At 60.5% G+C, this 23,615-nt stretch carries 24 protein-coding genes; 14 read left to right on the plus strand and 10 right to left on the minus strand.

What is annotated here, in order from left to right; translation table 11 throughout:
• Nucleotides 1-2: 2 nt before the first annotated feature.
• Both SynMEDNS5_RS09115 and SynMEDNS5_RS09120 read left to right on the plus strand, forming a co-directional pair.
• Nucleotides 3-1,412 carry a HAMP domain-containing sensor histidine kinase gene (locus SynMEDNS5_RS09115; protein ID WP_186583091.1) on the plus strand — a complete coding sequence of 470 codons (1,410 nt, stop codon included), beginning with the start codon at nt 3-5 and terminating at the stop codon, nt 1,410-1,412.
• A complete protein-coding gene (locus SynMEDNS5_RS09120; RefSeq protein ID WP_186583092.1) occupies nt 1,412-1,783 on the plus strand; it encodes a hypothetical protein in 372 nt (123 codons plus the stop codon). Before SynMEDNS5_RS09115 ends, SynMEDNS5_RS09120 begins: the two co-directional genes overlap by 1 nt.
• On the opposite strand, the gene SynMEDNS5_RS09125 is transcribed toward SynMEDNS5_RS09120, so the two are convergent.
• The 5 genes from SynMEDNS5_RS09125 to SynMEDNS5_RS09145 all read right to left on the minus strand — a co-directional run bounded on the left by SynMEDNS5_RS09125 (nt 1,731) and on the right by SynMEDNS5_RS09145 (nt 5,308).
• Nucleotides 1,731-3,194, minus strand: a complete 1,464-nt coding sequence (locus SynMEDNS5_RS09125; protein ID WP_186583094.1) for a HAMP domain-containing sensor histidine kinase — start codon at nt 3,192-3,194, stop codon at nt 1,731-1,733. The genes SynMEDNS5_RS09120 and SynMEDNS5_RS09125 overlap by 53 nt on opposite strands.
• 93 nt (nt 3,195-3,287) lie before the next feature.
• Nucleotides 3,288-3,878: a prepilin-type N-terminal cleavage/methylation domain-containing protein gene (locus SynMEDNS5_RS09130; RefSeq protein ID WP_186583096.1), complete on the minus strand. Its 591-nt coding sequence runs from the start codon at nt 3,876-3,878 to the stop codon at nt 3,288-3,290.
• Nucleotides 3,879-3,882: 4 nt separating this feature from the next.
• Complete coding sequence (locus SynMEDNS5_RS09135; RefSeq protein WP_186583098.1) at nt 3,883-4,410, minus strand: prepilin-type N-terminal cleavage/methylation domain-containing protein; 528 nt, start codon at nt 4,408-4,410, stop codon at nt 3,883-3,885.
• Entirely contained in the window at nt 4,407-4,811 is a 405-nt protein-coding gene (locus tag SynMEDNS5_RS09140; protein ID WP_186583099.1) for a hypothetical protein, read from the minus strand. Before SynMEDNS5_RS09140 ends, SynMEDNS5_RS09135 begins: the two co-directional genes overlap by 4 nt.
• Nucleotides 4,811-5,308 carry a hypothetical protein gene (locus tag SynMEDNS5_RS09145; protein WP_186583100.1) on the minus strand — a complete coding sequence of 166 codons (498 nt, stop codon included), beginning with the start codon at nt 5,306-5,308 and terminating at the stop codon, nt 4,811-4,813. Before SynMEDNS5_RS09145 ends, SynMEDNS5_RS09140 begins: the two co-directional genes overlap by 1 nt.
• A 76-nt stretch (nt 5,309-5,384) precedes the next feature.
• Here SynMEDNS5_RS09145 and SynMEDNS5_RS09150 point away from each other — a divergent pair, with 76 nt between their 5' ends.
• Nucleotides 5,385-6,092 (plus strand): response regulator transcription factor, encoded by a 708-nt coding sequence (locus tag SynMEDNS5_RS09150; protein WP_186583101.1) that lies wholly within the window; start codon nt 5,385-5,387, stop codon nt 6,090-6,092.
• Here SynMEDNS5_RS09150 and SynMEDNS5_RS09155 read toward each other — a convergent pair.
• A complete protein-coding gene (locus SynMEDNS5_RS09155; protein ID WP_186583106.1) occupies nt 6,067-7,353 on the minus strand; it encodes a sensor histidine kinase KdpD in 1,287 nt (428 codons plus the stop codon). The genes SynMEDNS5_RS09150 and SynMEDNS5_RS09155 overlap by 26 nt on opposite strands.
• Nucleotides 7,354-7,484: 131 nt before the next feature.
• Here SynMEDNS5_RS09155 and SynMEDNS5_RS13235 point away from each other — a divergent pair, with 131 nt between their 5' ends.
• The 6 genes from SynMEDNS5_RS13235 to SynMEDNS5_RS09185 all read left to right on the plus strand — a co-directional run bounded on the left by SynMEDNS5_RS13235 (nt 7,485) and on the right by SynMEDNS5_RS09185 (nt 13,273).
• The gene (locus tag SynMEDNS5_RS13235; RefSeq protein ID WP_186583107.1) at nt 7,485-7,988 is read left to right on the plus strand and encodes a type IV pilin protein; all 504 of its coding nucleotides are present in this window, start codon (nt 7,485-7,487) and stop codon (nt 7,986-7,988) included.
• 159 nt (nt 7,989-8,147) lie between these two features.
• Nucleotides 8,148-8,624, plus strand: a complete 477-nt coding sequence (locus tag SynMEDNS5_RS09165) for a type IV pilin protein (RefSeq protein WP_255440112.1) — start codon at nt 8,148-8,150, stop codon at nt 8,622-8,624.
• The gene (locus SynMEDNS5_RS09170; RefSeq protein WP_186583110.1) at nt 8,625-10,331 is read left to right on the plus strand and encodes a hypothetical protein; all 1,707 of its coding nucleotides are present in this window, start codon (nt 8,625-8,627) and stop codon (nt 10,329-10,331) included. It begins immediately after the preceding gene.
• Between the two features lie 156 nt (nt 10,332-10,487).
• On the plus strand, nt 10,488-10,922 hold the full coding sequence (locus tag SynMEDNS5_RS09175) for a hypothetical protein (RefSeq protein ID WP_186583112.1): 435 nt from the start codon (nt 10,488-10,490) through the stop codon (nt 10,920-10,922).
• Nucleotides 10,919-11,566 (plus strand): Tfp pilus assembly protein FimT/FimU, encoded by a 648-nt coding sequence (locus SynMEDNS5_RS09180; protein WP_186583114.1) that lies wholly within the window; start codon nt 10,919-10,921, stop codon nt 11,564-11,566. The genes SynMEDNS5_RS09175 and SynMEDNS5_RS09180 overlap by 4 nt, the downstream gene beginning before the upstream one ends.
• Nucleotides 11,567-11,869: 303 nt before the next feature.
• The gene (locus SynMEDNS5_RS09185; protein WP_255440114.1) at nt 11,870-13,273 is read left to right on the plus strand and encodes a vWA domain-containing protein; all 1,404 of its coding nucleotides are present in this window, start codon (nt 11,870-11,872) and stop codon (nt 13,271-13,273) included.
• 38 nt (nt 13,274-13,311) lie between these two features.
• On the opposite strand, the gene lepA is transcribed toward SynMEDNS5_RS09185, so the two are convergent.
• From lepA to SynMEDNS5_RS09200, 3 genes are all read right to left on the minus strand, one after another.
• Nucleotides 13,312-15,120 (minus strand): translation elongation factor 4, encoded by a 1,809-nt coding sequence (gene lepA, locus SynMEDNS5_RS09190; protein WP_186583117.1) that lies wholly within the window; start codon nt 15,118-15,120, stop codon nt 13,312-13,314.
• 68 nt (nt 15,121-15,188) lie between these two features.
• Nucleotides 15,189-16,721 carry a carboxypeptidase M32 gene (locus SynMEDNS5_RS09195; RefSeq protein WP_186583118.1) on the minus strand — a complete coding sequence of 511 codons (1,533 nt, stop codon included), beginning with the start codon at nt 16,719-16,721 and terminating at the stop codon, nt 15,189-15,191.
• Between the two features lie 7 nt (nt 16,722-16,728).
• Nucleotides 16,729-17,067: a hypothetical protein gene (locus tag SynMEDNS5_RS09200; protein ID WP_370593518.1), complete on the minus strand. Its 339-nt coding sequence runs from the start codon at nt 17,065-17,067 to the stop codon at nt 16,729-16,731.
• Between SynMEDNS5_RS09200 and SynMEDNS5_RS09205 the strand changes: the two genes are divergently transcribed.
• The 5 genes from SynMEDNS5_RS09205 to SynMEDNS5_RS09225 all read left to right on the plus strand — a co-directional run bounded on the left by SynMEDNS5_RS09205 (nt 17,044) and on the right by SynMEDNS5_RS09225 (nt 21,454).
• A complete protein-coding gene (locus SynMEDNS5_RS09205) occupies nt 17,044-17,325 on the plus strand; it encodes a 4a-hydroxytetrahydrobiopterin dehydratase (protein ID WP_186583119.1) in 282 nt (93 codons plus the stop codon). The genes SynMEDNS5_RS09200 and SynMEDNS5_RS09205 overlap by 24 nt on opposite strands.
• Before the next feature lie 37 nt (nt 17,326-17,362).
• Nucleotides 17,363-18,478, plus strand: a complete 1,116-nt coding sequence (locus SynMEDNS5_RS09210; protein WP_186583120.1) for a GTP-binding protein — start codon at nt 17,363-17,365, stop codon at nt 18,476-18,478.
• A 52-nt stretch (nt 18,479-18,530) separates the two neighbouring features.
• A complete protein-coding gene (locus tag SynMEDNS5_RS09215; protein ID WP_011933705.1) occupies nt 18,531-18,677 on the plus strand; it encodes a hypothetical protein in 147 nt (48 codons plus the stop codon).
• Between the two features lie 133 nt (nt 18,678-18,810).
• The gene (locus SynMEDNS5_RS09220) at nt 18,811-19,854 is read left to right on the plus strand and encodes an extracellular solute-binding protein (protein WP_186583121.1); all 1,044 of its coding nucleotides are present in this window, start codon (nt 18,811-18,813) and stop codon (nt 19,852-19,854) included.
• 28 nt (nt 19,855-19,882) lie between these two features.
• Entirely contained in the window at nt 19,883-21,454 is a 1,572-nt protein-coding gene (locus tag SynMEDNS5_RS09225; RefSeq protein ID WP_370593593.1) for an ABC transporter permease, read from the plus strand.
• On the opposite strand, the gene SynMEDNS5_RS09230 is transcribed toward SynMEDNS5_RS09225, so the two are convergent.
• Entirely contained in the window at nt 21,433-23,613 is a 2,181-nt protein-coding gene (locus tag SynMEDNS5_RS09230; RefSeq protein WP_186583122.1) for a PhoX family phosphatase, read from the minus strand. The two genes, SynMEDNS5_RS09225 and SynMEDNS5_RS09230, sit on opposite strands and share 22 nt — an antisense overlap.
• Nucleotides 23,614-23,615 lie beyond the last annotated feature (2 nt).

Here is a 23,615-nt window from a genome sequence, read left to right on the forward strand (position 1 = left end):
CTATGCAACCGACGCGCCCCTGGAAGCAACGCCTCACAGGCAGCATGCTGGGCCAGTTGCAGCTGGCCACCTATGCCGCCGTGCTGCTGGGATTCACAGCGGCCACAAGCACAGGGCTCTGGTTGAGCGAACGCACACGCCTGCAAGTGGGCGAGGCTGAGCTCCGGGCTGGGTCGGAATCGCTGGCGTTCTGCCTGGTGGCCCACGGCGGCGAGGGGCAGGATGTGATCCGCAGGGAACTGCAGGATCACTCCAGCGTGCGCACCCAACTCTGGCTGGAACAGCCAGATGGCTCAGTGCTCAGCCCGGAACGCTCGCACCTGCCACGACCGGAGGGCCTGCTGCAAACAGCCATGGCCGCCAACAGCACGCGCACGCCAGGACAGGCCCATGTGATCGAGCTGAATGGGCGCGATTACCTCACCCTGCTCGACCGCAAGTTGACCTCCGGTGCCCTGCTCTGGAGCAGCACGGAGATCACCGGGCTGGGGCAATCGCAGACGGAATTCCTGGGCTGGATGATTCTGATCTGGGGAAGCTGCCTTGGGGGCTCCCTAGCGCTGGTCACCCTGCTGGTGCGACGGATCACCAAGCCCTTGCAGGATCTGAGCGACCGCAGCGCTGAACTCACCGCCGACGGGCTGAAATCGGCAGCTCTGCCGGTCCCCACCGGGCCTCTGGAGCTCACCCGCCTCACGCGCACTTACAACGCCCTGATCGAGCGGCTGGCTTGGTCGTGGAGTCAGCAGCGCCAATTCGTGAGCGCGGTGAGCCATGAATTGCAAACGCCACTCACCCTCGTATCCGGTTCGCTGAAACGGGTGATGCGCAAGGCACCGGATCTGGATCCGGCATTGATGCAACGCCTCCAAGACGCCCAAGACGAAACCACCGACATGCAGCAGCTCCTCAACGACCTGCTGGATCTCTCCCGCAGTGATTCCGGCCGGTTGCAGGTGAAGGAGGAAGCGGTGCCCCTGCCCCCCCTCATCGACAGCATCGTGCGCGTGCAGGGGCCTGTCTACGGCCGCACGATGGAAGTCCAAGGACCCAACGATCAGGCATCTCTCGTCGCCCTCGCCGATGCATCCCGGCTGCATCAGGTGCTGGTCAACCTGGTGGAAAACGCTCACAAGTACTCACCGCCGGATCAACCGATCCAGCTCACCCTTGGGCGGGTTGCCGAGGGAGTTCAGGTGGAGGTGATCGACCATGGCATCGGCATTCCCAGCGCCGACCAACCCCACATCTTTGAACGCTTCCATCGCGGGTCGAACACCGGGGGCCACAGCGGCAGCGGCCTCGGTCTCTCCGTGGTGAAATTACTGGTGGAGGCGATGGGGGGATCCATCACTGTGGCCAGTGAACCCGGGATGGGCAGCCGCTTCCGCATCCTTCTGCAATCGGCTTGATGATCGCCTACCTCATCCTCTGCACATTGCTGGTGCCGGCCAACCTCTGGGCCACGATCACCCCCCACCTGCACAGCGAGGTGAGCATGCGCCTGCTGCATGCACTCTCAACCGCCGTGCTGATCCCCCCCTTGGTGAGCCTGTGGCGTCAACGCCGCAGCGTCCAGCCGCTGCCCGCGTTGCTGTTCGCTCCCTTCTCGGTTGTACTGGTGGTGGTGAACACTCACATTGCCCTGATGGGCATGGGCGTGCGCTTTGGCTGGATCGATCATTTGTTTCTCACCATCGCCTGCCTTGCCGTGATCGCGTTTTATCTCCTCACTGGCGATGAGGCTGAAGCCGTGGATCCGAGGGACCAGGGCATCGCCTGAGGCTGATCACGAACACGGCTCCTCCGCCCTCGCCGTCCTCCACCGACACAGCTCCTTCCATCTGGGAGACGAGGGTGGACACCACCGCCAGACCGATTCCGCTACCAGGGATGCCGGTGTTGTGTTGCCCGCGGCGGAACCGCTCAAAAACGAGGCTGCGTTCGTCTAGCGGAATTCCCGGGCCATGGTCGCGAACGCGCAGCTCTACCCGCGACGGTGTGCTGGAGCAGCCAATCTCAACCGGAGTGTGTGCGGGGCTGTACTTGCAGGCATTCTCGATCAGATTCACGAGGCACTGCACGACCCGATCGCGATCCGCCCAGGCCTGCAGGCTGTGGGGATCGATGCCATCAGCAGGGCAGAAGAGAAACTGGCGTTCGCCAGCCCCCTCGGCCAGGGCAATCGCCTGCCGCACCGCCTCGCAAACACTCAAGGGTTGGAGCTCGAGTTGCAGGCTGCCGGTTTCGGCTCGCGTGATCGCCAGCAAGCCCGTGACCAGCCGACCCAAACGACGGCTTTCCTCCTCGACGATCGCCAGTTGATGGCGCTGGTCCTCGGAGAGGTTGTCGGAACGACGCAACAAACGGCGGCTGTAGCCGGCGATCAGAGTGATCGGATTGCGCAGCTCGTGGCTCACAGTGCTGGCGAACTGCCGCTGACGCTCAAAGGACTGAGCCAGGCGATCCAACAGCTCGTTGAAAGCATGGGCGAGGGGCCGGAGCTCCTCTGGTTCCTGGCCCGGCGTGAAGCGTTGCTGTTGCAGCGAACTGGAGCGCACAGCGCTGAGGGTGTCGCCGAAACGGCGCAAGGGACGAAGGCTGCGCTGAATGCCGCGGCGGTTTAACAGGATCGTGATCAGGGACGCCAGCACTGCCGCAGCGGTGAGGATCCAATTGAGCTGGTGCTGCAGGGCCACGTCCTCGCTCACATCCTTCAGCAGATAGAGACTCCAGGGGGTCTTGCCCAGGGTGAGGGTCGTGCCACTCACCGTGTAGGTGCGTCCTTCGGCCTCAAAGGTCTGCGGACGGGACATGCGGCGCACCTGTTCTTCGGCCTGAAAACGCAGCGCCGGCGTGGAGACGATTAGATCGTTGCTGCTGAGCTGGGGCATCACCATGCCGGCTGGAAAGCCCGTGGGATGCCCCCAGAGGGCCAGATCAAATGTTGAGAAGTGGCTCAAGGTGCGCTGCAGCGTCTGCGCATCCACCTGCTCCGCACTGCTGCGCAGGACGACACGCTCCGCTCTGCGCATCATGTCCAGCTGGCGTTGATAACGCTGCTGGGCAAACACCTGCAGGTTCACCACCAGCAGCAATCCATAGCCCAGCAAAACAGCCACCAGGCTTGTGCGTTCCAAACGACGCTGAATCGCTGTAGGTGGTGCCGTTAACAGGCGTGGCCGCCAAGGCATCAGCCAACCTGGGAACAACACAGTCATTTCAAAGCAGAGCCAAGCCCTTGTCGTCCCCCAACTAGGGGATGAACGAGCCAACACATCCTCTGCTCAGGCATCCAGACGGCTCTGGAAGCGCCGGTGTTGGCCAGACCCATCACGAAGCTCCTGCTCCAGTTGCAGTTGGAGCAGCGGAAGCGTTGGATGGTTCTGCGCGCTGAATCCAGGAACGGAACGATCGGGCAATGCATCCAGCAACACCCGGTTTTGATAGGCCCCTTCAAGATTAATCACGCCATCGATCCCGTAAGACGGACCGCAGCGCATCAGCACCTGTCCACGCCAGATCGCCGAAGGTGCCCGGCCAACGGAATAGACGATCACATCGCTGCCCCGGGCATCAGGATCGCCGGCCCCCATGGCGATGGCGAGCACGGGTCGCCGTCCGCTGAGGGCGCAAGGCCAGGCTTTCGAGGGGGGTGGATCCACCATCCAGCCCTGAGCGGTCGCAATCTCGGCTTTGATCAGCTCCAGGGTGCGGCGCTGAAGGCCTTTGGTCTGCAGGCGCTCAGCCATGGCCGAGCCAAGCCGCAGGTCGGCACTGATCAAGCACAGCAGCAGCGCAAACAGCGCAGTGCCCAGAGTGAGAGCCAGCAACAGCTCCAACAGGGTGAAGCCCCTGGCGCATCGGCGATGAATCATCGGTTCAGCCCTCCTGAGGCAAGGGCAGACACTGGCTGCTGCGCAAGGCATCGCCCCCAGCTAGGGGAGAGCCCGCATAACGGCCAATTCGGCTGATCCCCAGGGGAAGGCTCACCACCAGACAGGGGCTGCCAGACACTCTGAAGTGACTTAACACCGTTGTGCCGCCATCAAGGAGCAAACCGTTGGCTGACACCCGCAGCACAGAGGGCAGGTTGGTGTGCACTTTGATCTCGGCCTGGCCAATACCCTCCTGGAGCGACAGGGCCGCACCGCTGCAGGGGGGCAAGCTGGCGTGGTCGGCCGCCACCCAGCCGTCTGCCATCAAGGCCACAGCGCAGGCCTGCTGATCCCTGCGGGCTGAGAGCCGGGCACGTTCAAGCCCCAGGCGCAGGCGACGAGCCGCCGCATCGAGCTGCAGACGATCCCGGTCGGCCCCGGCATGCACCAGGCCGATGCTGCAGCTGATGCCCACGATGGCGACCACCACCATCACCTCCACCAGGGTGAATCCATTGCGGGAGCGCGTCATGGCTGGCACAGGCCATAGGCCCCTGGGGTGATCAGCTGCCGCCGCTGCCGAACAGCACGGCCCTGGGGTGCGCGGGCCTCCAGCTCCTGCCAGAGCCCCAGGCCATGGGGATCGGCACTCAGGTGCCGAGTGGTGCCCTCGGGTGCTGGCAAAGCCTGATCCATGGCTACGCTGAGACTGCTCACATCAAACCGGCATGAGCCGTTGATGAGGGTATGGGCCCCGGCTTCGGCGATCAGCCAGCGATGGCTCGCCAAACGGAGACGTTCCAACTGATCCGCCTGCTGCTCCAGCCGAGTGGACGCCGCCACTTCGCTTGCCGCCTGACTCCACACCCCCAAAGCAGCGGCACTGCTTGCTGCGAGCAGCAGGCTGGAGATCAGCACTTCAATCAGGTTCATCAGGCGTCCTCCTGGCCGGAACGGCCCAGCAGCTGGGGCTCCGCAAGCGAGGCCACCGCTGACTCCTGCGTAAGACGAACCAACACGCGCGCTTGGCGGCCGTCGTCCAGCGCCAGCAGCAGGGTTCCGCGGTTCGCGGACGGTTCCCAACGGATCAGCCGCCAGGACTCCCCGTCCACAACGCCACTTGTCAAAAGTTGGGGATCCGCCTCTGGGCAGGTGGATGGTGCGACCTCCCAGGCCATGGATGGCAAAGACAACAAGCAGGCCTGGGGACCCTGGGCAGCTGCAGCAAACGCCTGCGCCGCCGAACGCAGCCGATCCGCACTGGTGGCGCGCTGCTGATGGGCCGCCGCCCGCAAGCGTCCCTGGAGGCTGAGGGTGTGGATAGAGGCACTGCCCAGCAGCAACAGGGATGACACCCCCAGGGCCAGGGGCATCACAAAGCCTTGGGCCAGCGGCCGGTGCTGATGCCGGAGCGATTCGCGACAGAGCATGGGAACGTGAGCATCGCAACTGCCTAGAGCTTTCCCCGCACTCCAGCCATAAGGTGACGGCAACGACCTATTCGCGATGGCCGAGGAGCCCAGCGGCCAACTGCTGATCGTCGACGACGACCCGGAGCTGTTGCAGTTTCTGCTGGAGGAACTCAGCCAGGACGGCATTGAGTGCCAGGGGGCCAACTGCGGCGCGGAGGCGTTGCTGCTACTGCGCCAACAGCGCTTTGACCTGGTGGTGCTCGACTGGAACCTTCCGGATTTCAATGGCATTGAGATCTGCAGGCGTCTGCGCAGCAGCGGCGACACCACACCGGTGCTGATGCTCACGGCCCATCACGATCTGGAGGATCGGGTGCAAGCCCTTGATCTGGGCGCCGATGACTACATCACCAAACCATTCGAGCTGCCGGAACTGCATGCACGGGTGCGCGCCCAGCTGCGGCGCAGCCGCTACACCAACCCAGGCTCCTCCGCCGAAACCTTGACCCTCGGCGATTTGCAGCTGGACCTGATCAACCGCAAAGTGCAGCTCGGCGAACAGGAGTTAGCGCTCTCTCAGCGGGAGTTTGATCTACTCGCCTTTCTGGTGAAACACCATGGCGAAGTGCAGGCCCGCCAACACATCCTCGACAGCGTTTGGGGGGCGCCGTTCGTCGGCGACCCCAACACCCTGGATGTGTACATGGGCTATCTGCGCCGCAAGCTGGAAGGGCCCGATCGTCCCCGGCTGCTGCATACTGTGCGCGGTGTGGGCTTCATGGCGCGGCTGCCGCAAGCTTGAAACGCAGCTGCAGATCGGCCCCACCCCCGGGTGCCTCAGCAATCACCACCTCGCCATTCATCGCCCGCGTAAGTTCATCCACCAACGCCAGGCCGATGCCAGGACCGCGTTGCCCCGCAGCCGTGGATCCCCGTTGAAAGCGCTGCAGCACCAGCGTTCGCTCCGATTCGGCGATACCCGGCCCGGAATCCTGCACATGCAGCACCAGTTGATGGCCGATCACCTCGGCGAACAAGCGCACAGAGCCGGTGCTGAAGCTGAGGGCATTGGTGATCAACAACTGCAGGCTCTGCTGCAGACGCGTGGCATCAGCTGAAAACAGTGGCAGCCGTTGAGAAGAGGGAAGCGGCAAATGCAGGCGTTCCCCTGCACGGGCACAGGCCTGCTCATAGGCCAGGAGCAGTTGTTCCTCGGCATCAAGACGCGCCGGCTGCAACTGCAAACGACCGGCATCGCAGCGGGCCAGTTCGCGCAGGGCTGTGAGCAACGTGCCCATTCTCCTGGCTTCTAAATCGATGCTGTCGGCTGAATCCCGCGCCAAATCCGAAAGCATTTGACGCTGCAGCCTTTGGCTGTGGCCTGAGATCACCGTGATCGGCGTGCGCAGCTCATGGGCCACGCCATCCACAAACGAGCGCTCCCGCTGCCAGGCCGCTGCCAGGCGTTGCTGGAGATTGTTGAAGGCCTCGGCGATTGCACGCAGTTCCTGGGGCTGACGGCTGGAATCGAGCAGGTGCTCACCGAGGGTGTCGGCCTCGAGAGCCTGGAGCTCCTGATCAAGGTCATTGAGGGGCAGCACCAGCCCGCGCTTCAACACCGGCCTCAGGAGAAGGGAGGTGAACAAAATGGAAGCGCCAGCGGCGGCCACCAGCAGCATCTGCGAGAACTGCTGCTGCTGAAGAGAGTCCGTCACGTCTTGGCGCAGCTCAAGAAGGCGGCGCTCGTTATTGGGTAATCGGAAGCTGGAGCGGCTGAGCAACCACTGCTGGCCCGAGAGGCCTGGTTGGAGCGTGGGCGACTGCAGCTCACCATCAGCGAGCACACGCGCGTCCAGGCCCAGGGAACCGAGGGGTCCAGCGTCCAAAGCACCGGTGGAGGCCTGCTGAAGCAGGGATGCCGCCAGCTTCAGGTGCTGCTGTTTGCGCTGGAGATCGCCCAAGGCAGCATTCACCAGCAGCAGCAGCACATAGCCGGCAATCACCGAGAGCAAGGCGGTGGACTGAAGCCAGCCGCGCAGTGATGGCAGAACGGTGCGCCGCAAAAGCTGAGAGCAACCCTAAGAACCTTCTTAGGAAGCTTTAGCCGTTCCTTCCTGTACGAACCATGAGAAAAGGAGATGGTTGATCCGTGAGCACGAAACGTGCCAGTTCACTTATCACCATCGGACCAGCCATGACCACACTCAACAGCCGGCTCCAGCTGGCACTGCTCAACCGCAAGAAATCCCGCAATCTGCTCGAGAAGGGCTTCACCCTCGTGGAGCTGATGATCGTGATTGTGATTGTTGGAATCCTCTCAGCTGTGGCACTTCCAAACTTCTTAAGTCAAACCAGCAAAGCGAAAGCTACTGAAGCCAAAACCCTCACCTCCTCAGCACTGAAAGAGGCGCAAATTGCCTGGACGGAAACTGGAACTACCGGCCTAGGTGCGTGGGAAGTGGCTTCAGACGATGCTGATGCACCAGGCCAGTGCCCAGCATCCACAAACACTTTCGGATTTACATGTGACGGCTCAACACCAGCAACCGTAACTGTTACGGCCAAAGGAGGCGCCGATTCTGGAGACCTCAAAGATAAAGAGATTGTTGGAAGCGTAGACGTGACAAAAGGCGGAAATATTGCATTCTGCGGTGATGCGCCAGGGTTTACCGCATGCGAAGCCCCACCAGAAGGATAAAAGAAATAGCATCACACTACAGAAAGATTCAGAGCCCGCCTCATGGCGGGCTTTCTGCATTAAATACACCTTGCTAAGGAAAAACTCATGAAAAACTAAACATGCTCATGGTTTAATTCTGCAGGCAAGTGCTAATATGAATGCAAAGAAAAGTCAGCCTTGTTAATCAAACACAAGAAGCATTGGTCTTCAGCAGGCTTCACGCTTACTGAGGTCATGGTTGTCACCGCATTAGTTGGAATACTTTCATCTGTTGCGCTGCCAAATTACCTCAACCAAGTCAACCGCACTCGGCAAAACGAAGCCGCTTCAACAATCGCTCAAATCCAAACCACCATCGCATCCTATGCCGATGAATTTGGCGTCTTACCAACAAGCTGGGCTGAGCTTAACGACACGAGTGCAGTAATGACCGACGATGGACCAGCCACCCAAGACAACTTTCAAGCAATCACCCTTGCAGGAGGCTATTACGACGTAGCCATCAGCAACACCGACAACCTCTTCACGATCACAGCTATACGTGAAGATGAACCCAATCTCAACGTCATTGCCTGCGTGAATCTCACCAACGGAGCCAGCGGTATCAACCAAGGAACCCAAACTGCCGCCGCTTCGGCTCCCAACTGCGGATAAATGAAATCTCCACGCCCTCCCTTCAAGAAGCACTCAGCACGCAAGAGCCCTAAGCAGGAGCAAGGGCTTTCGATGTTGATTGCCTTGATGATGGGAATGGTGCTGATGGCCGGCGTTACTGGATTACTGCTTCGGCAGTTGATGGGCCGAAAGCTGGGAGCCGCGGAGAGTTATCAGCAGATGGCCGAAACCGCTGCATTGAACGGTTTCAACAGGATCCTCAGCGAACTCAACAACGATGACAACACGGCCTACAAGGGCTACCTTTTCACCCTCGATCATCACGGCGGGGATATTGATAGTTCTGGAAGTGAGAAATGGGGTTGGAACGCCTCCAACCAAGATGATTTTCCTTTAAGAGAACTGTGCACCAACCGCAGCCAATTGCCAGAGGCCGTGCCAGCCAGCAGCAGCACAGGCGAGCCTCCCCACGTAGCACTAACGGAGAGCACATCCAGCCAACGGGACGATGGGAAAGCCAACATCCAACTTCAGTACCGATTACGGGGTTACACCACCACGGCAACGGCCAGCAACAACGGTGCAGGGGAAGGACGCTTTCAAATCGAAGGCCTGGTGGTGCGCGATGGTGATGATCCAGGCAAGGGCTATCTCGCCAGAACCCTGCTACTTCGATCGCTCTATGTGAACTCGATTGTCGCCGGAGAAGGGGACTGGGCGGTATTGGCGGGCCAAACACTCTCGCTGGGAGACACCGAAATTCTCGACAGAAATGGAAACACAGGTGAGGGCAAAGTGCTGCTAAACGTCAACTCGGCTGATCGCTATCTCACGGCCAACGGATGCTTGCCCTCCAACCTGCTCGAGGATGTGGGAGTCAGCAACACCAACGACAACCTAAAAAACAGAGTAATTCCCATCCTCGAGAAAGGCTTGCCCACCAGCAATTTGTGGAACCTTGGCCTGACCCAAGACCAGGCAAGTGACTCAGACAAGGTGCGGATTTGGAGCTTTGACGACACCGATTCATTGGAAGATTGTGATGCCATTGTCTGCAGCCGTGATTCCGACTCAGCCAACGCCGAAGAACGTGACGATCTGGAAGAAGATGGCGGTTCTGTCATCCGGCTCAGTTCGAGCGAACTCTGCAAAGGGACTGGAGACGACTGCCATATCTTTGTGGAACATATCAACCTCACCAGCACGCGACTGCTGATTGAAACCAGTGCAAACCGCCCTGTTGTTCTGCATTTGGAATACCCCGGCACCTCCACCGTGCCCCCCTCAGAACCGGGCATCACCGGCAGCATCAACCTTGGCAGTGGCGCTCAACTCTGCGGCGTCGACGCGAGCAGTGACATCTGCAATGGCAAGCCAGAACAACTGATCATCTTGTCTGCTGCACCAAAACCCAGCGGCGTGCGCAGTTGCGGGGTATCACCCGTAAGCGATAAGTATGTGCTTGCCTTTGAAGGCGACAGTCTTCCTGCGGCGAGCGTGCATCTGATTCCTGGCATTGTGAAAACAGGGACCAGCCGCACCAGCCTGAATGGACTGATCTGGGCCGATGGGATCTGTACGGATGCAGGTCCCTTCACTTTGGTCAGCGGCACCAGTGGCGACAGCACTGTTGTGCGTGATCTGAATGAACAGTGGGATTGGGAAAGCCAGAACTTTCCGGGTTATGGCCAGATGGTGACCCGCGGGATCCGCGGCACAGGCCTCGATACGTTCCGGCGTTGGTAATTCAACGCTCATCCACTACTCAGACCCAGCCAACAAAGATCAGTTAGAACTGATTGGTAGAGCACTTCAATTGTTATTGATTGACACCATCGGGTGAAGAACAGACTTCGCTATCGACACCAGAAGCGATCAAGGAAACCAGTTAATGGATTTTCCATGGTCGAGGTGCTGATCGCGGGGATTCTTCTGGCTTCTGCTTTAGCAGCGGTGAGCCGAATTTCGGTAGCAGCTTTAAGTGGTAGCGCAAACCTCTCAGATCGGGCAAGCATTGAGGCCGCAATTAATGACAATATTCAAGCCATGCAAAAAGAAGATTCCTACTACACCGATGCGTGGATCGTCGAGAATGGAGGACAAGAAGCCCTAAAAAGCGCTTGCACGAACCCTCCAGAAAAACTGGGTAATCACCTCCAAACTGTTGCACCAGAGCCTCGTCTCGCAGCAATCACACGCACATTTGACATTGATTCAATTCCTGGAATTCTCCGCATTGTCTATAGCTTTGAAGGCCCCGAACAGCAGGTCAAGGCGGAACAACGAGTTATTGAGATGACCCCAAACTTTGCAGCCAAGTGTTACAGCACACGATGAAAACCAAATCAGCAGGTTTTTCACTCCTTGAACTCCTTGTGGGGATGGTGATCGTCACCATCGGCGTATCGGCAGCGATTCCGTCCTATCTGCGCAACATGCGTCAGGGTGAGGTCGACCGCTACACCCAGCAATTGGAAGCCGGCTTATTTGGACTGCGCGCCAAGCTCGGCCAACAGAAAACCAGTTGCACATTGAACTTCGACACAAGTGGACTCAACAATTTCGCTGCACCCGCTGATGTGGTGGAGATGAAAGACCATCCTGAGCGCATCGAATGCTGCAACAGCGATATTGAAGCTGCAGGTCGATCCAGCGGCTGCGCCTATGGGCCTGAGATTGGGACATTGTTAGCTGGAGATTCCAGCGGAGCGGAAAAAGACAAAATCATCCGCGACCGTTCGCTGCGTCTACTTGATCGTGAAGGGACACCAGAATCAGAAGCAGTGGTCATGAGCGTGAATCTCGCAAGCTATGAGCTCACACCCCCAGGAACCAGCACGATGTCGGAGGATCTTATTTTTCTGATCCGCTCCACCAACACCCAGGAACAACGCTTACGCACCCGCTGCCTGCAGATTTCTGGAACCGGAACAGTATTCCGAGCAAGCTGGAATACAAACACCTCCAAATGCGAAAAATAAGCTCTTCTCAGTTGCCGCTCAGATCATTATCAGGACCAACACAGACCGATTGATCAACAATCAACCACAGTAGATAAATCAAGCTGTGAATGGGGCATGAAACTCAGAACCTTGCTTACCAATGCTCAACACAAGCCAAAACAGAACGGCTTTGCGGGAATGAACGAACTGGTTATCGCAGCTGGAGTAGGAACACTCTTAATCATGGCTTCTGGGGTCGCACTCCAATCCACAGGAAAGCTTATTAAACAATCTGAGGAGAAAACAACTCTTCGCCAGAATTCCACCAATGGCCTCCGGCTCATGCGCTCAGAAGTCGAGCGCAGCATGCACCTTGTGCTCAACAAATCAGAAGCATTTACAGAGGATCAAGCCCATATAAACCTGCATGACAGCCGCTATACATCCTTAGTGAGCGAGTGCACAGCTCTAGCTGGCAATCGTCCCTTCAAGCCCTTATTCGGTGTGAAGATGATTGAATTGAATCAACCCGTTCTTTATGGCATGAGCCTGGGATCAGGTGGATTCACGATTGAACGCTGTGGTGCACCACTGAATCCAGATGGCAAATACAACGAAACGGCGAATCTTTTCCTTTCTCGCGTCCTGGACGACATCGGTGCCATTCCCTGCCGCAAGGAAAGCGAACTCGAGGAAGGCCAAAGCCTGGCCACCGTGTGTGAAGAGGATGGCCCTACCAAGGCCCAGATTCTGAACAGCACAAATTTCACCTTCACTGCAGGGAAAACCCCGAGTCGGTCAGAACGCCAACCAGCCCTGCGGATTGAAACCGACACCAACTACAAATTGGTGAAGTTCATCGACCCCACCGCAGGGAGCGAGGGGCAGGATGAAGACACCATCACCGAAAGCTTCATCAACAAGCTGGGGGTGGGCGACAGACAAGTGACGTACCAACCCCTCTATTTCACAGCTTTCGCGCGTGCCGATAAACGCGTCGACAACTTTGGCGGTGAGGGCCAGGGGGGTCCACTCAACGGTGCCTTCTTCCAGAACATCACCAGCAGCAATGTGCGCTTTGTGATCGACGGATCAGGCTCAATGAGTGCCTGCTTGATGTGGGGAGATGGCTATGGCTCCTGGCGCACCTTTTACGACCCCAACCAAGGGCGCTACCGGGACACCCGCCGGATTTGCGCGTTAACCCGCATGGAATCCTTGATCAGTGAAATGACGATGATCCTTGAGCAGCTGCCCAACAACACCAAGGTGGGCTTAACCGCTTTCAGCTCCGGTGGCTACAAGAACAACAAGGAATGGAGTGAATCGTCAAGTGGTTTGGTGCGCTTGGGGGATGAGGGCAAACGCAACTCAGCCATTCAGTTTGTGAACACACTTGACGATGAAAGAGTGACCAAATGGGGCGGAACAGATCCTTGGAATGCCATTCAGAAAGCATTTGACGACACAGAAACTGACACGCTGTATTTAATGTCGGATGGACAACCCAATCGAGATCGCGATGGTGGCGGCTGGTCGAGCAGGGATCATGAACCCACCGCCACGTTCTACGCCGGGGAAAACACAAATCGCCAACATCAGGGAACAGATCGCGCTTTGATTGTTAACGCGACCTCTCTGGGTTTGGAGTCACCCTGGCTGGAGAAACTGTCTGAACTCACCCAGGGTTACTACAATCAAATCGACAAGAATTCCCTGACAGAGGGGCAAGACGACGTGAGTTGATCCATCCGATGGAGAAGGGGGCAGACTTAACTTCCCCCTCAATCATTCAGCTTCAAAACAGCCATGAAGGCTTCCTGGGGCACGTCCACCTTGCCCATGGCCTTCATCCGCTTCTTGCCTTTGGCCTGTTTCTTCAGCAGTTTCTTCTTTCGTGAAATATCGCCGCCGTAGCACTTGGCCAGCACATCTTTGCGAATGGCGCTGATGCTGGTGGAGGCGATAATGCGGCTGCCGATAGAGGCCTGCAGGGGAATCTTGAATTGTTGGCGGGGAATCAGTTCCTTCAGTTTTTCCACCAGAGCCTTGCCCACGTTGTAAGCCTTATCGCGGTGCACGATCGTAGTGAGAGGATCAGCCCGCTCGCCATTGATCAGCACATCCAGACGCACCAATTCATTTTTGCGGTAGCCGATCAGGTGATATTCCATCGACGCATAGCCTTGGGTGCGCGTCTTCATCTGATCGAAGAAGTCGGTCACCACTTCCGCCAGAGGTAATTCGTAAATCAAGGTCACCCGATCGGTGGTGATGTATTTCATGTCGAGATACTCACCGCGCCGTTCCTGGCACAGGCCCATCAGCGCGCCGTTGTACTCATTCGGCGCATAGATCTCCATCTTCACGTAAGGCTCTTCAATCGATTCACGCTTCTGCGGGTCGGGAAGTGTGGCGGGGTTATCCACCATCTCTTCCGTTCCGTCGATCATGTTCACCTTGTAGATCACCGAAGGCGCAGTAACGATCAGGTCGAGGTCGTATTCACGTTCCAGCCGCTCCTGCACGATTTCCATGTGCAACAACCCCAGGAAGCCGCAACGGAAGCCGAAGCCCATCGCACTGCTGGTTTCCGGTTCGAACTGCAGCGCCGCATCGGAGAGCTGCAGCTTGTTGAGCGCCTCGCGCAGATCCGGATACTGATCGGCCTCGGTGGGGAACAGCCCGCAGAACACCATCGGCTTGGCCTCGGTGTAGCCGGGTAAGGCCTCGTCCGCCGGGGCATTCAGCAGAGTGATCGTGTCGCCCACGCGGGCATCAGCCACAGCCTTGATCGATGCCGCCAGATAGCCCACCTCCCCAGCGTGAAGCTCATCCACCTTGCGCTGATCCGGTGCCATTACACCGATCTCATCGAGCTCGTAGGTTTTCTTGCTGGCCATCAGCAGCACCTTGTCTTTGCAACTGATCCGGCCGCTCATCACCCGGAAGTACACAATCACCCCCCGGTAGGGGTCGTAATAGGAATCAAAGATCAGCGCCTTGGTGGGCTCCTCCACCGAATCCTTCGGTGCCGGCACCCTGTCCACCACCGCCTGCAGGATCTCGGGTACACCCATCCCTGTTTTGGCTGAACAGGGAATGGCCTTGCTGCAGTCGAGCCCGATGATCGCCTCCACCTCTTCCTTGATGCGATCGGGGTCGGCACCAGGCAGATCGATCTTGTTGAGAACGGGAATGATCTCGAGGTCGTTCTCCAGCGCCAGATACACATTGGCCAGAGTCTGCGCTTCCACCCCCTGGCTGGCATCCACCACCAGCAGCGCGCCCTCACAGGCCTGCAGGCTGCGGCTCACCTCATAGGAAAAGTCCACGTGGCCGGGAGTGTCGATCAGGTTGAGGACGTACTCCTCCCCATCGGCCGCCGTGTAGTTCATGCGCGCCGCCTGGAGCTTGATCGTGATGCCCCGTTCCCGCTCCAGATCCATGTTGTCCAGGAACTGCTCCTGCATGTCCCGGTTGGCCACCGTGCCCGTGTCCTGCAGCAAGCGATCGGCCAGGGTCGACTTGCCATGGTCGATGTGGGCAATGATGCAGAAGTTGCGGATCCGTGAGACGGGGGCGTCGGTCATGCGGTTGGCGGAATCCCGGCTCGGGCTGCTCTTGTCGATAGCGCAATCCTAAAGAGCCGTTCCGTTGATCAAGGCGACGTCCCCAGACGCTCGATCTTGGCTTCCAGATAACGGAGAAACGGCTCACTGGAGAGAGGGCGTCCCGTGACGCTGGCCACCAGTTGCTCAGCGTTGAGCGCCCGGCCGATCGGATGCACCGCCTCCCGCAGCCAGCTGAGAACGGGCTGAAGATCATCCCGGCGCACATGCTCTTCCGGAGCCCCGATCGCCGTTTCCATGGCCTCACTGATCTGGGCACTGATCAGATGGCCCAGCAGATACGACGGGAAATAGCCGAACAACCCCTCGCTCCAGTGCACATCCTGCAGGCAACCTTCGGCGTCATCCGCGGGAGTCACCCCCAGCAGTTCGCCGTAGCGACGGTTCCACTCGCTCGGAAGCGCCTCCACCTCCAGACCCTGCTCGAGCAAGGCCAGCTCAAGATCTGTGCGGATCAGGATGTGAAGGCCGTAGCTGAGCTCATCCGCTTCCACCCGGTTGCAGCCGGGTGCCATCGGATTCATGGCACGCCAGAGATCCATGGCGTTGGCAATCGGCGCTCCAGCCGCAGCAAAACGCGGCCACCAATGCTCGGAAAACGGCTGGCTGCGGGCCACCCGGTTCTCCCAGAACAACGACTGGCTCTCATGCACGGCCATCGAGGTGGCCTGGCCGAGGGGCCAGGCAAACCACTGGTGGCTGGAGGGGAGCAGGCCCTGTTCATACAAGGAATGCCCCCACTCGTGGGCGGTAGCCAGGAAGCAGGAGAGGGGCTGACCAGCAACCACACGGGTTGTGATCCGGAAGTCGCGTGGCCCCAGGGTGATCGAAAACGGATGGGGCGAAGCCGCCACGCAGGTGATTGCTTCATCCCGTCCCCAGGCCTTGAGCAACTGGTCACAGAGATCCTGCTGGGTGGAGGCCTCCAGATCCCAGCTCAGAGAGGTGGGTCGAGGGCCGCCCTGAAGCTGGCCGAGCAGCTCGGGAAGACGCCGGCGCAACGGCGCAAACAGCTCCTGCAACCGGGCCAGGGTGAGGTCGGGCTCGAAGGGCTGGGCCAGGGTTTCCCAGCAGGAGCGCGGTTCCGCCAGCTGGCGCGCCTGCTCCTGGCGGAGCGCCACCATGCGCTTCAAAGCAGGGGCGAATTGACCGAACGCTGCTGCAGCCTTGGCCTGCTGCCAGCACTCATACCCCTCCGACTTGGCCACGGCAATCGCAGACACCAGATCGGGGTCGAGGGCCTGCTGCCTGCGCAACTCCTGCTCCAACAGATCCAGATTTCTGGCCTGGGCAGCTCGGTCTGCTGAAGAGGTCTGCTCCGACGAGGCCTGCCAGGCCTGCCGCGCCTCCGCGATCAAGGCCGCGTAACGCTCACAGCTTTGCCGCGCGTGCAATTGGCGGGCCAGAAGAGCCAGCTGTTCTCCGCGCCAGGCCGCACCGCCACTGGGCATCCGAGTGTTCTGATCCCAGTAGAGCGTGCTCTGAATCGAGCCAAGCAGCTGCGTTTCCCGGAGGTAATCACCCAGCGAGGTCCAGGCCGAGGAAGGCACGTCGCGCGTCATTCAGGCATCAGTCCCGGCGGCAGTAGCCACCACCCACATCCGTCCAGCCTGCCGGACAGTCCTCCCCCATCGCTGGCCTGAGGGTGTAGGTCATCAATCCAAGGGCACTGCACTTGCCATTTCCCATATCGATGTATCCCATCGGGCACTCGCTGGCGATGCGCTTCACGACCCTCTGGGCCTGCCCGCGGGGAGCCGCGGCCACGAAAGCCGCCGGAATCAGCAGTGCGATCAACAGTCTCTGCATCATGTCGTTCACCCGACGTCCCAACACACTCCTCTGAAGCCACGCTAGGGGTGACGTCAGGATCACATCGAGTTCATGGCCTCCCTGCTGCCGCAGCACGAACGGGACAACCTCAACAACACCCTGCCTCACTGGCAGGTTGAGGCTGATCGCCTGAAGCGAGACTGGCGATTCAAGGATTTCAGCGAAGCGTTCGCCTTTATGACGCGGGTAGCCCTGCTGGCCGAGACGATGCAGCACCACCCCAACTGGAGCAACGTCTACAACCGGGTGTCGATCGAACTCACCACCCACGACCTGGGCGGGCTGAGTGATCTGGATGTTCAGCTGGCCCGGTCCATCGACGCCCTCAGCTGACAGCTGCCACGATGGTGTGACGCGCAGAGACCCCTGAATGACAGGCACAGCTCAGCAGGCCAGCACCGTGCCAGTAACCATCCTCACAGGCTTTCTCGGAGCTGGAAAAACCACGCTGCTCAATCACATCCTCAACAACCAGGACGGCCTCAAGACAGCCGTCCTGGTGAATGAATTCGGAGAGATCGGGATTGATAACGATCTGGTGGTGAGCACCGGCGACGACATCGTGGAGCTCAGCAACGGCTGCATCTGCTGCTCGATTAATGGCGAACTGCTGGAGACCGTTGATCGCATTCTCGAACAATCCAAAGATCTGGATTATCTGGTGGTGGAAACCACCGGTCTGGCTGATCCCCTCCCCGTTGCCATGACATTCCTTGGCAGCGAACTGCGGGATCAGACGCGCCTGGATTCGATCATCACCCTGATCGACGCGGAGAATTTCGGCGAGGAGATTCTCGCCAGCGAAGTGGGGCGCTCCCAGGTGATCTATGGAGACATCCTTCTCCTCAATAAAACCGACCTGGTCGACGAAGCGCGCCTCGAAGCGATTGAGAGCACGCTCCGGGAGGTGAAGAGCGACGCGCGGATTCTGCGCTCACAGAAGGGGGAGGTTCCTCTGCCCCTCCTCCTGAGCGTGGGCCTGTTCGAATCGGATCGCGTTGTACGCGCCTCTGAGGATCACGACCACGGACACAGCCATGACCACGGGCACAGCCACGATCACGCCCATGACCATGACCATGACCATGACCATGACCATGACCATGACCATGACCACGGGCACAGTCATGACCACGAGCATGACCACAGCCACGCCCATCAATCGGCGGATCACCTCGCGATCGAAGGCTTCACCTCCCTGTCCTTCCGCAGTGACGGCCCCTTTGGTTTGCGCAAGTTCCAGAATTTCCTCGACAACCAGCTTCCGGAAAGCGTGTTTCGGGCCAAGGGCATTCTCTGGTTCAACGAAAGTGAGCGGCGGCATGTCTTCCACCTGGCTGGCAAGCGCTTTTCCATCGACGACAGCGACTGGACTGGGGAGCGAAAGAATCAACTGGTGCTCATCGGTCGCGATCTCGACCACAACACCCTGCGCAAGCAACTCCAGGCCTGCGTCGCCAAGGACGCTGGTCAGGGTTTCGGCTAGTTGCACCACTTTCAAACAATGTGATTAGGCTGACTACCAACGTGGAGAAGGAATGGTGGAACTCCTTGCAGCTGGCAGCTTGCTGATTGCTTTAGGGCTGGCCTTCTGGCTTCTCCTTGATTCCGACGATGACAACGGCGGCGGCGGCTTGATGGAGCCCACTCTTGTGCCCATCCCTGTGCGGCGCAGTGACCGCTGATCGCCAATCAAAAGTTTGAGCAACCCCGGCCATGGTCGGGGTTTTTTGATGGCTAGGCACGGGCCCGGAACGCAACAGACAACAGCCACACCCTTATTGAGTACGATTCTCAAATTCATTTAGTCGCTTCTCCATGCGCAAGCTTCCCCGGGGCTTGAACCACGGCCGAGCCGCTGGCCTGCCCCTGCTCCTGGCAGCAACAACCCTCCTGGCCGCCTGCAGCCAACAAGGCCAGCAGTCTGAGATCGGCGTGTATTCCGGCCGTCACTACAACACTGACCAACAGCTCTATGACCGCTTCACCGCCGAAACAGGCATCAAGGTGAAGCTGCTGGAGGCCAAAGATGACGCCTTGATTCAGCGACTGCGCACCGAAGGCGACACCTCACCTGCCGACGTGCTGATTCTTGCTGATGCCGCACGCCTGGATCAGGCGGCCGATCTCGATCTCTTCCAACCTGTGCGTTCTAACCAACTGGATGCGGCGGTCCCTGAAGCGCTGCGCGATCCCAAGCAACGCTGGTTCGGACTCACCCGCAGGCTGCGCACCCCCATGATCAACACCGCCTCGGTGCAAGCCGAAGAGGTGGATCAGTACAAGAAGCTGGCTGCTCCGGCTTTGAAAGGTCGCCTCTGCCTGCGCAACCGCCGCAGCGTGTACAACCAGTCGCTGGTGGCCTTCATGCTCGATCGGGAAGGAGAAGAGGCAACAGCCAAGTGGATCCGCGGCATGGTCGCCAATCTCTCCCAGCCGGTCTTCAGCAGTGACACCCCAATGATTCGGGCCGTGGCCCAGAACAATTGCGGTGTGGCGCTCGCCAACAGCTATTACCTCGGACGTCTGCAGGCTGGCGACAAAGGCGAAGCGGACCGCAAGCTCAGTGAAGCGGTGACCGTGGTTTGGCCCGAACCTGTTCACGTGAACATCACCGGCGGCGGCGTGACCCGTTCAAGTCGCAATCCCGAAGCGGCCACCCGCTTCCTGGCCTTCCTGGTCGCCAGCGAAAACCAGGGGGGCTATGCCGCGGCCAACCACGAGTACCCCATTAAGGGCATGGGTGAAGATCCAGTGCTCAAGGCCTGGGGCCCCTTCCGCCAGGCTGATGTGTCTGCCGCACGCCTTGGTGAACTGAATAGCAAGGCTGTGGAACTGATGAGGGCCAACGGTTGGCAATGATCAAAGGGTGAAGAGCGTCAGTCCCTCCATTCCCTGCCCCCTGCCCCAGGGCACAAGCCCAGAGGGCAGCCGATGGGTGCCGGGCCGGCGCTTGCTGGTAGCCGGTGCCCTTCTGATTGCAGTGCTGGCGCTGCTACCGGTGCTCGGACTGGTGGGGGAAGGCCTGCAGGGGCTCAGAAACGGCAACGCCAGCCTCGGCTCCGACGGCGTCAGCCAGTTGCGCGGCACCCTTGTGCTTCTAGTGGGAACCGGCTTAGCCGGAGGTCTGCTTGGCACCGTGAATGGTTGGCTTCTGGCGAACTGCCGCTTCCCTGGTCGGCGCTGGCTGCGGATCGCCCAGTTGCTGCCCCTGGCCAGTCCCTCCTATTTGCTGGCCGCCACGCTGGTAGATCTGGGGAGCCTGCATGGCCTACGCATCCATGGCTTGAGCTGGGGGGTGGCCGTGATGGCCCTCAGCACCTACCCCTACGTGTTCTTGCTGAGCACTGAAAGCTTCACCATTTGCGGGCGTCGGCAACTCGAAGCCTGTCGTTGCCTCGGGGTCGGCCCCTGGAACAGCTTCCGCCGTATTGCACTGCCCCTGGCCCTACCGGCCATCGGCGCCGGGATTGCCCTGATGGGGATGGAAGTGGTGAACGACTACGGAGCCGTTCAGCTGCTGGGGATTCCCAGTCTCTCGGCCGGCATCCTTCAGGCCTGGCAGATGGATGGCAATCCCGCGGGTGCCGTCGGGCTGGCACTGATCACCCTCTGCATCGTGATGCTGCTGGTGTTCGGAGAACGGCGCTTGCGCCGGCGCAGCCGCCGTTGGGCCGAGGGCGTGGCCGGCGGTGAATCCCCCGCTTGGCAACTGGGGGGACTTCGGGCCGTGCTGGCTCAGGTGCTCGGGGGCATCCCACCGCTGCTGAGCCTGGGGATTCCCCTGATCTGGGCGTGCCACAACCTGGGGCAACTGGCCGCAGGTTGGCAACCGGAACTGCTGCTTCTGACGGCGCGCAGCCTTTCCCTGGGCCTCGCTGCCGCGGCGCTCACGGGACTGGCGGCCCTGCTGCTCGCCATCGCCAAGCGCTGGAGTCGCTCCCGATGGCTGGGGAGCGTGACCTTCCTCGCTGGAATGGGCTACGCCATTCCAGGAGCCGTTCTGGCCCTGGCGCTGCTGTTACTGGGCGGCCCCTGGCAACTCTCGCCGATCCTGCTGCTGCTCTGGGGGTACAGCGATCGCTTCCTGGCCGTGGGCAAGGGGGGGCTGGACGCCGCCCTGGAAAGGCTCTCGCCCAACTTGGATGAAGCGGCCACAGGCCTGGGTCTGCGCTGGCCCGCCGTGCTCCGCCGCGTGCATCTGCCCCTGCTTCGCGGACCGCTACTGGTGGGCAGCCTCCTGGTTTTCGTTGACACCGTGAAGGAACTCCCCCTCACCCTGGCGGTGCGTCCGTTCAACTTCGACACTCTCTCCATCCGGGTGTTTCAGTACGCCAGTGACGAACGCCTCGCCGCCGCCCTATGGCCGGCCCTGATGATCCTCACCCTGGGATTGCTGGCTGCAACAGCGTTGATTCCCAAGCTCAGTCGGGAAACAGATCAGCCCTCCAGCAGCGGCTGACCGTTGCGTCGCTGCACCGCCACCACGCCTGGGCGAGGAGGTCGCCCGGGTGCCTGAGCCGGCCAGTTGGAGCCCATCGCAACCGTGCGCAGCTGTTCAATCACCCCTCCATCGCGGTCACGCAAGGTGTGCACTTGCATTTCCTGGTCCCTGGGCCCACGGGCACCATGGATTTCACCAGGGTGCTGAATGGCGAGGAAGAGGGCCCGCTCCTGGTCGTCCAGACTCAGTCCACAAAGCTCACACTCCATCGGCCCGGTCGCGAAGCAGGCGGCCCGTTCAGCCTCGGTATCGCCGGTTCGGGGCACAAACCAGCAGCTGTTGTTGCCGAACTGATCGCTCGCTGAAGATTTGGCCGAGCGGTCGGTCACGATCCAGAGATTGCCTTGGCCATCCAGGGCCAAGTTGTCGGGATTGGTGAACCCCAGACCGCCAGCCCAGGGTTCCCCGCCTGTGGCCGCCATGCGCCAACGGAATGCACCTCCACTGGCCTCGCCGCTGCGGGCCGGATCATCCGACAGACGCATCACCCAGCCATGCCCCCAGATCGCTTCGCCATTGGGCCCGCGGAAGATGGCGGGGTCCGGCCCACCGGTGGTGTTGGGATAGCCGGAGGTGAAGGCCACGAGAAGGTCTCCCGTTAACGGATCGATCTCCGTGTCTTCGGGGCGGGCTGTGGGAGTTCCCCCTGCCGCTCGGGCGGCCAGGTGGGCATCCACCAGGATGGCTCCCTGCAGCAGTTCTCCTTCCCCCGCATACAGAGTGCCCAGGGTCGGGAAGCGCTTTGCGTAGGCCTGCACTGCGGCGTCCTCGCGAAAGAACTCCGCACCGGCACGCCGGCGATCGGAATGGGGAAGCTCCACCGGGCAACTCAGGCCCGCTTGGGTGAAGCGGCTGGGCAGGAACGGCCGCACCGGTGCATCCGCACGCAGGGGAAGCCATTCACCGGTGCCATCCGCATGGAAGACGGCCACCTGCAGCTCACCGTTCTCGAGCAGCCGCGAATTGCCTGGATCGCGAGGGGTTATGACCGGATCGGCACTCACGTAACGGTAGAGATGACCGCCCCGGCGATCACAACCGGAGTAAACCCGCAACGGAGCACCCGCTTCAGCACGAAGCGCCACAGCCTCGTGGCGGAAACGCCCCAGAGCCGTGTGCTTGCGCACGGGCCTGTCGGGGGCTGCAGGGTCGATCTCCACCATCCAGCCGTACTTGTTGCCAGCCAGGCCGTACACATTGCCCAGTCCCCCCAGCCTGGTCTGCCGGCAGACGAAGGGGCGTTCAGAGGGAGACACCGCGCTGCCATCGGCGTACACCGGCTCCGGCACCTGGGACTGGAAGTTCTCCTCCGCACTGAGCACCGTGCCCCAGGGCGTGGTGCCACCAGCACAGTTGGCAAAGGTGCCGATCACCTGATCACCGAGACCGTCGTCGTAGCCCATCCGCTCGGCGCGGCGGAACACCGCGGCCGCTGGCCCGGTGCTTTGCAGGCGCTGGGAGGGGTCAGTCCAGCCAGCCAGACCATCCACTCGGCGCTCCACGGGATCGCTGCGGCGTGCCCACTGGCCCTCGCCATTCCGGCTGATGGCGATCACCCCCAGCCCGAGATCCGCCATGGCTTCATCGCTGACGGAGCGAATCAGAGCCAGCAACCGCTCATTCCCCTGCAAGGCGGCGCAATCGATCACCCCATCGCGGGAGGCGAGAGCTGCGACCAGTTGCTGCCAGGGCAGCGGGCGGCCGACCACCTCGCGGAAGCCCTCGGTCCAGGGCAAGGCACTGATGTATTCGAAATTCACCGTGAGCAGTGCGTCGTCCGGTCCGCTGGACACAAAGCCGAGGTAGTCGTTGTTGAAGCCGAAGCGCCCCTGGGGCATCGGATCTCCCCAGGCGGCGATCAGATCAGCGCGATACCCCTCGGGAACCACCAAGCGGTCCTCCACCGCGATGCGCCGGTACACCTGCTGCTGCTGCGCAGCCGTCAGGCCGTCGCTGTCTACTGGCAGGGGGGTCGGCACTGGCTTGAAAGGCCATGCAGACGGAACAGGTGCCGCTGAATCAGCAGCCGCAGCGGCCTGGCCCCTGGGCCGGGATCCCACCAGACCGGCAGCCCCAAGACCGAGCAGCGCAAGAACGGAACGGCGAGGCAGGGTCATGA

Origin of the sequence: Synechococcus sp. MEDNS5, from assembly GCF_014279875.1 — a bacterium.
Classification (GTDB): Bacteria; Cyanobacteriota; Cyanobacteriia; order PCC-6307; family Cyanobiaceae; genus Synechococcus_C.